Here is a 9914-nt window from a genome sequence, read left to right on the forward strand (position 1 = left end):
TCAGATTAATTATTTGCTAATAAAATTAGTATAATACGTATATATTTAGTATGTTTACATGCCAGCACCCAGAGTGCTCTAGTATTATCAGGATACGAACAAAGAATAAGAGTGGAAAAGGTAACATCGAATATAAGACACCTTCGCAAGCAGGCCGGTTATACCCAGGCACAGCTTGCCGAGAAATTAGAGATCAAGCGTTCGTTGGTGGGAGCGTACGAGGAGGGAAGGGCAGAGCCGAAGCTAAGCACGCTGGTCAATGTTGCGCGTCTTTTTGAGGTTTCCCTTGACGAACTCATTACTGCTGACCTGTCTGATCCGGCATATAAACCTGAACCAGGGCAGGCCGGTGGTGGTAAATTGCGTGTTTTAGCCATTACGGTAGATCAGGAAGATCGCGAAAATATAGAGCTGGTTCCTTATAAGGCAAGTGCCGGATACCTGAACGGGTATGCCGATCCTGAGTTTATTGAGGAATTGCCACGTTTCCGTCTTCCTACCCTGGGCAGCGGCGGGACTTACCGTGCCTTCGAGATCAGTGGTGACTCTATGCTGCCTCTGGCTTCAGGTACTGTCATTGTTGGGCGGTTTATAGAGGACTGGAGTACGCTGAAAGATGGAACTCCCTGCATCATTGTCAGTGGCAAAGAGGGAGTTGTGTTCAAGCGAGTCTATAATAAAGTGAAAGAGGCTGCCACCTTGCGCCTGCACTCTGACAATCCGCTCTATTCTCCTTACGAGCTGCCGGTTGATGATGTAGTGGAGATCTGGGAAGCCAAGTCTTATATCAGCTCTACTTTCCCGATCGCTGATATATCGCTTGACAAGCTTTCATCCATTGTGCTTGATCTTCAGAAAGAGATGCTTAAACTGAAGAAAGCTTAATATTTTAACAGCATCCTAAGTATTGTATAAACAGCGCATCCTGCCTCTGATAGGGCAGGATGCGCTGTTTTAGCCCTGTTTTATGCGCCTAGTTAACTACAAACGCCATTATCCGTAAAGGCATAGCATAAAACAAAAGCGCGATATGATACGATTAATTACCGCTTCCCAAAGATATGAGGCCCAGGTGGAGGGCTGGCTCCGTTCCCACTATCTCTTCTCTTTTGCAGATTATTATGATCCGGAAAACATGGAGTTCGGTCCACTTCGCGTCTTCAATGATGATTATGTAAGTCCACGCTCGGGTTTCCCTACCCATCCCCATTCTGAATTGGAGATTGTGACCATTGTGCTATCAGGAGATTTGACTCACAAGGACAACATCGGAAATGAGACAACGGTGTCTCCGGGCCAGGTACAGCGTATGACTGCTGGCACTGGTGTGAGCCATTCTGAAACAAACGATACAGATGATGAGATCCACTTACTGCAACTATGGTTTATGCCGAACAAGCGAGGGCTTGCACCATCCTATGAAGTGATGGATGTAGGGTTTCTAAAGGCAAAGGACGAGCTTATACCTTTGGTGACAGGTCAGAAGGTTCTGGAAGATGTCACTTACATCAATTCCAATTCCACGGTGTACTATGGCAGCGTCTCACAGGGAGAAGAAATAACTTTCAGAACATTCAAGATTCGTAGAACACTGATCTATGTGCTGACAGGAAGCCTGCTCGTCAATAATGTCGAAGCTGACAGCCATGACCAGATCAGACTTGATGAGCAGGAGGTGATTGCCATCCGGGGGACTGCAGATGCCACTTTTATCCTGGTGGATGTTCCTGCTCTTGAGGCAAATTATTAATAGATCTCGTTATCAGTAAAGCGGTGGACAGGTCATCTATTGGCTGCCCACCGCTTTATTGATTTTTATTCATGGTCATCACCTGGAGTAGCAATGGCTTCCTGCAGGAGGTGCTCATCCAGGTGTTTGCTTGTCTTGGCCCCTAACTCCCGCAATATTTCCACTCTGCGAATCAGGTTGCCTTTTCCTTCGGTTAATTTGTTCATGGCCCCATTATAGGCACTTTGGCTATGTTCCAGGTGGCGTCCGACCGTTTTGAGATCTTCCACAAAACCCACAAACTTATCGTAGAGTTTCCCGCTTTCCTCTGCAATCTTCAACACGTTTCTCTTCTGGTCCTCCTGTCGCCATACGCCAGCCACCGTACGCAAAGTGGCCAGTAGGGTGGAGGTGGTCACCAGCACAATATTCTTGTCAAAGGCGTCTGTAAAAATGTTTTGGTCATGCTGCAGTGCCAGGTTAAAGGCTGGCTCAATGGGAATATACATCAGCACAAAATCCGGAGAGTTGATGCCACTCAGACGGTGGTAGTTTTTGCGGCCCAGATCGGTGTAGTGGGTCCGGATAGAACTGATGTGACTGCGCAGGTAAGTCTCCAGCTGCGCCTCATCATCGCAACTGCAGTAGGCTTCGTAAGCCACCAGCGAAAGCTTGGAGTCAATCACCAGGTGTTTGGAGTCGGGCAGGCGTACAATCACATCGGGGCGGTATACCTTCTGCTCGTCATTCTGCCGCACTTCTTCACGCTCGTAGTGCACACCCTTGCGTAAGCCTGATTTTTCAAGGAGGCTTTCCAGCAGATATTCGCCCCAGTTACCCTGCGTTTTACTTTCGCCTTTGAGGGCTTTCGTCAGATTAAGTGCATCCTGACTCATTTGCTGGTTCAGGGCCGACAACTGATTGATCTGTTCTTTCAGCGAAATGCTATCCTTCAGAGTTTTCTCATAGGTAAGATCTACTTTCGCTTCGAACTCACGGATGCGATCTTTAAGTGGGGTGAGGATCCGTTCCAGGTTTTCAGAAGAAGCTTTATTGAAATGCTCGGCATTGGTCATGAGCACCTGGTTAGAGATATGCTGGAACTGCTGCAGGAATTTTTCACGCAATTGCTCCAGTTCCCTGGCTTGCTCATGCATGCGCTGGTGCAGGTGCTCGTAGTCTGTTTCCGTCTTAGTCAGTGCATTAGTCAGCTCCATTGTTTCTGTCTGGGCCTCCCGCAGCTGATTTTTCAGGACTTCCGCTTCCTGCGCCTGGTGCCGGGCCTGGCCCTCCAGAACGCCCTGCGCTACCACTGCCTGATTAAACTTATCTTGCAGTGCGTTTATTTTGCCCTTCATAGCCAGATAAGCTATAACGAGTCCAGCCAGAAATGCTGCTATACCTACCAATATCTCCATACAGTAAAGGTATGTTTTTTTAGCATTTCAAACCAGATGCTAACCTTTTTAGTTTTCAGTCGCCTTCCAAATGATCCGTGGCATTCCACTCTGCATAAAATTGGGTCAGAAAATCCTTCATGTAATGGTGGCGCTTTTCGGCCATGGCATGGGCAGTTGGCGTATGCATCCGGTCTTTCAGGAGAAGCAGCTTTTCGTAGAAATGGTTGATGGTGGGTGCTGTGTTGGACTTGTAAGCTTCAAAATTATCGTGCAGCACAGGGGCTATAGCTGGGTTGTACAGTTCGCGACCTTTATGACCTCCGTAAGCGAAGGTACGGGCTATACCTATAGCGCCAATTGCATCCAGTCGGTCTGCGTCCTGTACAATGCGCCCTTCGAGTGTAGGCATAGCAGAGGAGGTGCCGGCCCCTCTGTAAGACAGGCCACTGACAATGGCACAGATCTCTGCAATCAGGGCATTATTTACCTGCAGCCTTTCAAGCCATTCCCGCACCATGCGCGGTCCAACGGTATCGTCGCCGTTATGAAACTTATGATCGCCTATGTCGTGCAACAGTGCCGCCAGCTCTACTTTAAAAGTATCGGCTCCTTTTTCCTGTGAGGCAATGTAGAGGGCGTTTTTCCATACCCGGTAGATGTGCCACCAGTCATGGCCGGAGCCTTCGCCTTCCAGTTGTTCTCTTACATAGTTTGCGGTTGCGTCTATAATGGCTTGTTGCTGCATGGTATAAGGTATATTTCCCAAAACTGCGAAATATCCTGGAAAGGCACAAAGGCGGTTCTATACCTTTATACCTGACGCAGCTTCAATGGCTATCCCTTGTTTGGTCGGTACTATTAGCAAATCCAGCTCGAGCAACTCAGCCCAGGCGTTCAGGTATAGCACCACATCGTCTCGCTCGTTATGTTTTAAGTAGCGTCTTTCAGGAGACAGCATTTCGATAACTTTGGCATCGGAGAGTCGTTCCAGGTGGGCCAGGTCATCTTTGGAGAGCCCCCAGGAGAGCATCTGGTCGATGATCTCATCCATGGGCAGACCACTTTGCGGACAGTAGTCGCGCAGTTGTTCGTTCCAGTCGCCATGTCGCCACATGGCTGCTCCATGTATGTAACCCTTTTCAAGCTGGGTAATCGTTTGGGCCAGGTGGCCGCAATTGCAGCTGCCCATATGACCCCATTGGTAATTGGCGCCTTGTGCCAGTCGGTTGGCTGTCTGGCGAATAGCCGCCACCAGTTGTGCTGAACTTCTTGCCATATGCTTGGTACTTATAGGTGAACGTGTAAGGGGAGGTATCATCTCCTTCTATTATAAAACGGCAGATGCTCCAAATGTTGTGAATGTCAGCCTGATTTTCATAGCTCCCCCGGGCTTTATACCTTTGCAGCTATACCTACTCATTTGCAAGTAAACCATCATGCGTACTATACCTGCCATATTTATTATTCTGTTGCTCTCTCTCTTCTATGCTACTCCAGAGGCTGATGCCCAGATTCTAAATATTGAGCGTTCGAGGGTAGAGCGTGACACGGCTGATTTTCTGACAGGCAAGGCAGGGCTTAACTTTTCGATGTTCAACCGCAATGCGGGTCGTAACAACCCTAACAACTTTCTGCAGCTTACTTTCAACGGGGATCTGGCTTATATTTCCAAAAAGCATACCTACCTGCTGCTCAACTATTATAACTACCTGCTGGTAAACTATGACTCGCGCGAATTGCGCAACACCGTAGCCAGCAATGGTTACTCCCATTTCAGAGTAAATCTGTTTAGTCGCCGCAAGATGTCTTATGAGCTTTTTACTCAATACCAGACAGACCTTGCCCGTGGCCTGGAGCGGCGTATTCTGACAGGCGGGGGTTTGCGCTGGCTACTTTATCGCACAGACAATACTTCCTGGTTTGCGGGGACAGGGCTGATGCATGAGCACGAAAGCTGGAAAGATCCGGAGCAGGAAGGTGTAACCCGTGTAGCGGATTTGCTCAAGTCCACTAATTACATCAGTCTGCGCTCCAAATTATCAGAGCATGTGGAGACAAATAACATAGCCTATTTTCAGACAGGTTATGACGATGATATCAGCCGCTTCCGTAACCGCATCAGCGGTGATCTGGGGCTAACGGTACGGTTGGTCGGACGTGTATCGATGCGCACCAACTTCAACTTTACCTACGAGGACAGACCCATCGTTCCGGTCACGAAGTTTATCTACGCCATCACGAATGGACTACAGGTTGATTTTTAGTAAAGCAGCTTGTTCATAACAGTATGTGCAGTATTTGCACCGCTCTTTCCTAAGTTTATATCAAACTTTTTTAATATTATTTGCATTGTGTTAAACAATGCAGTCGACTTTGGCGTAAGCTGCGTCATGGGATATGTGTTACGAGCAAGTGCCTGTTGTGCTTTCAAGTAATTTTCCCGCAATCAGAACGCACAATTCTGATACGTGACGTTAAACAATATAACTGGTAAGTCCAGCGTGCTTCAACTGCACACATTTGTACTTTTTTATCGATGGAAAAAACTTCTAAAATCTACATTGCTGGCCACCGGGGCATGGTAGGCTCTGCCATTCTGCGTCGTTTGGAGGCCGATGGGTATAAAAACATCATTACAAGAACCTCTTCTGAACTGGACCTGCGCAACCAGCGGGCAGTGCAGGAATTTTTTGAGAACGAGCAGCCGGACTACGTGTTTCTGGCAGCAGCCAAAGTAGGGGCATTTACGCCAACAACACCTTCCGGGCAGAGTTCCTGTACGACAACCTGATGATCGAGGCCAATATCATCCACGCCGCACACCTGAACGGAGTGAAGAAGCTGATGTTCCTGGGGTCTTCCTGCATTTACCCGAAAATGGCCCCGCAGCCACTCAAGGAAGAATATCTGCTCACCGGACCGCTGGAGCAGACGAACGAGCCTTACGCCATTGCCAAAATAGCGGGCATCAAGCTTTGCGAATCCTACCGTGACCAGTACGATAGCAATTTTATCAGCGTAATGCCGACCAACCTTTACGGCTATAACGACAACTACGACCTTCAAAACTCGCATGTACTGCCGGCCCTGATCCGAAAAATACATGAGGCTAAAGACAACGGCGCACCCACTGTTACCGTATGGGGTACGGGCAGTCCGAAACGAGAATTCCTGTTTGCCGATGATCTGGCAGCCGCCTGTGTGTACCTGATGGACAATTACAACGGTCGCGAGTTGGTGAATATCGGCACGGGAGAGGATATCTCTATCAAGGACCTTGCCCTGCTGATCAAAGAGGTGATTGGCTATGAAGGCGAGCTCGAGTTTGATACGTCTAAGCCGGATGGTACACCACGTAAGCTGATGGATGTGGGCAAACTGCACAGCCTTGGTTTCAAACACAAAATTGAGCTGCGCGAAGGTATAGCACTGGCCTATGCCGATTTCAAAGAAAAATACGTGACTGCTTAGTCATACCTTATATACAACCATAAAAAGAGAATTACATTAAACAAGTATATCACATGAAGACAGCCCTTATCACTGGCGTAACCGGACAGGACGGCGCCTACTTAGCGGAGCTTTTACTGAGCAAAGGATATAAAGTACACGGTGTGAAGCGCCGTAGCTCGATGTTCAACACAGAGCGCATCGACCACCTCTACCAGGACCCGCACGAGAAGAACATCAACTTCAAGCTGCACTACGGCGACCTGACCGACTCGACCAACCTGATCCGCATCATCCAGGAGACGCAGCCCGACGAGATCTACAACCTGGCCGCCATGAGCCACGTGAAGGTGAGCTTCGACACGCCCGAGTACACGGCCAACGCCGACGGACTGGGCACGCTCCGCATCCTGGAGGCCATCCGCATCCTGGGGCTGACCAAGAAGACGAAGGTATACCAGGCCTCCACCTCCGAGCTTTACGGGCTGGTGCAGGCTGTTCCGCAGACGGAGACCACGCCATTCTACCCGCGCTCGCCTTACGCTGTCGCTAAACTTTACGCCTACTGGATCACGGTGAACTACCGCGAGGCCTACGGCATGTTCGCCTGCAACGGCATCCTCTTCAACCACGAGTCGCCATTAAGAGGCGAGACGTTTGTGACGCGCAAGATCACCCGCGCCGCCGCCCGCATCGCCCTGGGGCTGCAGGACGGTCTGTACCTGGGTAACCTGGACGCCAAGCGTGATTGGGGCCATGCCAAGGACTACGTGGAGGCCATGTGGCGCATTCTGCAGCAGGATGAGCCGGAGGACTTCGTGATCGCCACCGGCGTTACGACTACGGTGCGTGACTTCGTGAAGATGTCATTTGCCGAGGTGGGCATCGAGATCGAGTTCAAGGGCGAAGGCGTGGACGAGAAAGGCTACGTGGCCGCCTGCAACAATCCGGAGTACCAGATCGAGATCGGCAAAGAGGTGGTGTGCGTGGACCCGAACTACTTCCGTCCGACGGAGGTGGAGCTGCTGATCGGTGACGCCACCAAGTCGAAGGAGAAGCTGGGCTGGACGCCGAAGTACGACCTGCCAGCGCTGGTGAAAGACATGATGCAGAACGACATCGAGCTCTTCAAGCGCGATACTTACCTGATGGAAGGCGGTCACCGCGTTTTGAACTACCACGAATAACAATAGCTGAACAAAATTTGAAGACGGTGGGCAGCTTAATTGCTCACCGTTTTTTTTTATATTTTTTATAGCAGATACATATGACAGAGATTTCGAAATCAACCATCTTTAATCAGATAGCGCAAGAGCTTACAGCACAGTCTTTTGAAACCGTTAATATCGATGAAAGTCGACCTTGGGGTGGTTTCTTTGTGATAGAAGAAGGACAGGCACCTGCTTTTGCCTCTAAATATTTTAATGGTCTATCAGCTGACTCTCTAAAGATTGCTGGTAAGCTAAGCCCTAAAATTTTGGTTGTGGCTCCAGAGAAAAGATTGTCTTGGCAGTACCACCATCGCAGGGCTGAGATCTGGACAGTGTTACAGGGGCAGGTAGGCGTAGTGACAAGTGAGACAGATATAGAAGGAGAGGTACAAGTGCTGAACACAGGCGATGTAATCACTCTGAAGCAAGGTGAGCGACACAGACTGGTGGGCCTTCAGGACTGGGGTGTGCTTGCTGAGATCTGGCAACACACAGATGCAGATAATCCATCGGATGAAGAGGACATTGTGCGCGTGCAGGATGATTTTGGGAGGTAGAATGGCAGTAATTATTACCTAAAACAAAAGGGAGCAAGCTAATAGCCTGCTCCCTTTTGTTTGTGTATGGTGTTCGGGAAGATTTACTGATCTGTGGTCTTCTTTTTCTGATCAGTTTCAAACTCGACCTTCTGTTTCTGGCTCGTTCCTGAGCCGTTCTGCGGAGGGATAAGCGCTCATTCACCTTGATCAATGGCCTTGTCTCGCCGAAGCCTGGATGATCAATCTGTCTGGGTTCTCGACACCCTTCGTGATCAGGTAATCTTTCACGGCTTGAGCTCTTTGCTCAGACAACTTTTGGTTGAACTGCTCAGAGCCAACGTGGTCGGTGTGGCCATTGATGTAGAGCGTGTGTTCCGGATATTTGTTCAAGGCAACAGCCACACTATCCAGGTATAGCCTGAACTGATCAGTTAAGTCAGCTGAACCGAAAGCGAAACGCACTTTCTCCTGCAGCAGCTTGCTGGTGCGCTCGTCTATCGCCACAGGCTCTACTTTCACAGGACAGCCATCAGCGTCTATTTCAGTTCCAGCAGGTGTGTCCGGGCACTTGTCATCTTTGTCGGCTATGCCATCGCCGTCGCTGTCAGGACAACCGTTTGTAGCGGCAGTTCCGGCTTCGTCAGGACAAGCGTCATCTTTATCAGCTACACCATCTCCGTCACGATCCGGACAACCACCTAAGTCGGCTGTACCAGCCTCGGTAGGGCACTGGTCCTGGTAATCCGGCACACTGTCACCATCCGTGTCGACAGGCAGCCGTTTTCGTCAACCTGAACACCAGCAGGGTGTCCGGGCATTTGTCTTTTCGGTCAGGCACCCCATCCCCATCTGTATCTTTTGCTTTGCCAAGGTTGAAGCCTAGCCCAAAATTATGGCGCAGGTACTGCTCCCAGTTGCCCTGGTCGCGACCGTCTATCTTGTCAGAGTCTGTCACCATCCAGGTAGACTCAACAAAAGCATTGATATTGTCAGTGAACCTGAAACGGATACCGGCGCCGGTCATTCCTGCCAGGCTCACAAACTTTTCAGTATAAGGCACTACAGGCATACCTGCAGCAGGAGCTGCATTTCCGGCGCTATTGGCATATACGCCACCACCGTAAAGTGACAGGTACGGGCCGATAAAGGCATCTTCTTTAAGCAGCGTACCATAAGCTTTTAAGCGGAGGCCCAGCATGGCACTGCTCAGATCAGCTTCGAAAAACTCATTCGGGTTGGAGGCCTTTACCTTATTATAGGTAAGATGAAAGCCTGCATCAAAAGAAGGGTTAAGGTATTTGTTCAGGCCGATGCCACCTCCCCAATTAAATACGTTTTTGTTATTACCTTCTCCATACTTATTCGTGTTCGGCCAGAACTGATGCTGCTGCTCACCTTTGTAGGAAAGGGTAGAGCCATAGAGGCTTAAGTTAAGTTTCTGATCAGCGTTTTGAGCAATTGCCGCCAGGGGAATGCCCATGATTATAAACGCTACGAGCGAAAATTTCAATAATTGTAAAATTTGTTGTCGCATATGCTGCAATTAAGATAAAGGATCTATATTCTTTATAATCTGAAACAGCAA

10 protein-coding genes and 1 pseudogene are annotated in these 9914 nt (G+C 49.3%); 6 read left to right on the plus strand and 5 right to left on the minus strand.

Features of this window, described 5'->3' with window-relative positions; all coding sequences use genetic code 11:
• The first annotated feature begins 111 nt into the window (after window positions 1-111).
• A complete protein-coding gene (locus O71_RS04550; protein WP_007653740.1) occupies window positions 112-885 on the plus strand; it encodes a LexA family transcriptional regulator in 774 nt (257 codons plus the stop codon).
• 145 nt (window positions 886-1030) lie between these two features.
• Entirely contained in the window at window positions 1031-1750 is a 720-nt protein-coding gene (locus tag O71_RS04555) for a pirin-like bicupin family protein (RefSeq protein WP_007653747.1), read from the plus strand.
• A gap of 65 nt (window positions 1751-1815) precedes the next feature.
• On the opposite strand, the gene rmuC is transcribed toward O71_RS04555, so the two are convergent.
• Genes rmuC through O71_RS04570 form a run of 3 tightly spaced genes read right to left on the minus strand, consistent with a single transcriptional unit; the run spans window position 1816 to window position 4405 of the window.
• Entirely contained in the window at window positions 1816-3147 is a 1332-nt protein-coding gene (gene rmuC, locus O71_RS04560) for a DNA recombination protein RmuC (protein ID WP_007653748.1), read from the minus strand.
• A gap of 55 nt (window positions 3148-3202) precedes the next feature.
• Window positions 3203-3874, minus strand: coding sequence for an HD domain-containing protein (locus O71_RS04565; RefSeq protein WP_007653749.1), 672 nt, complete (start codon window positions 3872-3874; stop codon window positions 3203-3205).
• 57 nt (window positions 3875-3931) lie between these two features.
• Complete coding sequence (locus O71_RS04570; protein ID WP_007653750.1) at window positions 3932-4405, minus strand: hypothetical protein; 474 nt, start codon at window positions 4403-4405, stop codon at window positions 3932-3934.
• Between the two features lie 160 nt (window positions 4406-4565).
• On the opposite strand from O71_RS04570, the gene O71_RS04575 reads away from it, so the two are divergent.
• The 4 genes and pseudogenes from O71_RS04575 (at window position 4566) to O71_RS04595 (ending at window position 8347) form a co-directional block, all read left to right on the plus strand.
• Window positions 4566-5393, plus strand: a complete 828-nt coding sequence (locus tag O71_RS04575) for a DUF481 domain-containing protein (protein ID WP_007653751.1) — start codon at window positions 4566-4568, stop codon at window positions 5391-5393.
• Window positions 5394-5665: 272 nt separating this feature from the next.
• A pseudogene (locus tag O71_RS04585) lies at window positions 5666-6600 on the plus strand (GDP-L-fucose synthase family protein).
• A gap of 53 nt (window positions 6601-6653) precedes the next feature.
• Window positions 6654-7766, plus strand: coding sequence for a GDP-mannose 4,6-dehydratase (gene gmd / locus O71_RS04590; RefSeq protein WP_007653752.1), 1113 nt, complete (start codon window positions 6654-6656; stop codon window positions 7764-7766).
• Between the two features lie 80 nt (window positions 7767-7846).
• Entirely contained in the window at window positions 7847-8347 is a 501-nt protein-coding gene (locus O71_RS04595; protein WP_007653754.1) for a cupin domain-containing protein, read from the plus strand.
• A 189-nt stretch (window positions 8348-8536) separates the two neighbouring features.
• Here the strand turns inward: O71_RS04595 and O71_RS04600 are convergent, their stop codons facing one another.
• Window positions 8537-9079, minus strand: coding sequence for an OmpA family protein (locus tag O71_RS04600; RefSeq protein ID WP_007653755.1), 543 nt, complete (start codon window positions 9077-9079; stop codon window positions 8537-8539).
• A gap of 4 nt (window positions 9080-9083) precedes the next feature.
• Window positions 9084-9809 carry a hypothetical protein gene (locus tag O71_RS21420; protein ID WP_007653757.1) on the minus strand — a complete coding sequence of 242 codons (726 nt, stop codon included), beginning with the start codon at window positions 9807-9809 and terminating at the stop codon, window positions 9084-9086.
• Window positions 9810-9914 lie beyond the last annotated feature (105 nt).

Origin of the sequence: Pontibacter sp. BAB1700 (genome assembly GCF_000277005.1) — a bacterium.
Taxonomy (GTDB): domain Bacteria; phylum Bacteroidota; class Bacteroidia; order Cytophagales; family Hymenobacteraceae; genus Pontibacter; species Pontibacter lucknowensis.

What these genes read in the sequence shown, in the direction of transcription:
- O71_RS04555 (WP_007653747.1), top strand. Translation starts at nt 1,031, where the DNA reads ATGATACGATTAATTACCGCTTCCCAAAGATATGAGGCCCAGGTGGAG.
- rmuC (WP_007653748.1), bottom strand. Translation starts at nt 3,147, where the DNA reads ATGGAGATATTGGTAGGTATAGCAGCATTTCTGGCTGGACTCGTTATA.
- O71_RS04565 (WP_007653749.1), bottom strand. Translation starts at nt 3,874, where the DNA reads ATGCAGCAACAAGCCATTATAGACGCAACCGCAAACTATGTAAGAGAA.
- O71_RS04570 (WP_007653750.1), bottom strand. Translation starts at nt 4,405, where the DNA reads ATGGCAAGAAGTTCAGCACAACTGGTGGCGGCTATTCGCCAGACAGCC.
- O71_RS04575 (WP_007653751.1), top strand. Translation starts at nt 4,566, where the DNA reads ATGCGTACTATACCTGCCATATTTATTATTCTGTTGCTCTCTCTCTTC.
- gmd (WP_007653752.1), top strand. Translation starts at nt 6,654, where the DNA reads ATGAAGACAGCCCTTATCACTGGCGTAACCGGACAGGACGGCGCCTAC.
- O71_RS04595 (WP_007653754.1), top strand. Translation starts at nt 7,847, where the DNA reads ATGACAGAGATTTCGAAATCAACCATCTTTAATCAGATAGCGCAAGAG.
- O71_RS21420 (WP_007653757.1), bottom strand. Translation starts at nt 9,809, where the DNA reads ATGGGCATTCCCCTGGCGGCAATTGCTCAAAACGCTGATCAGAAACTT.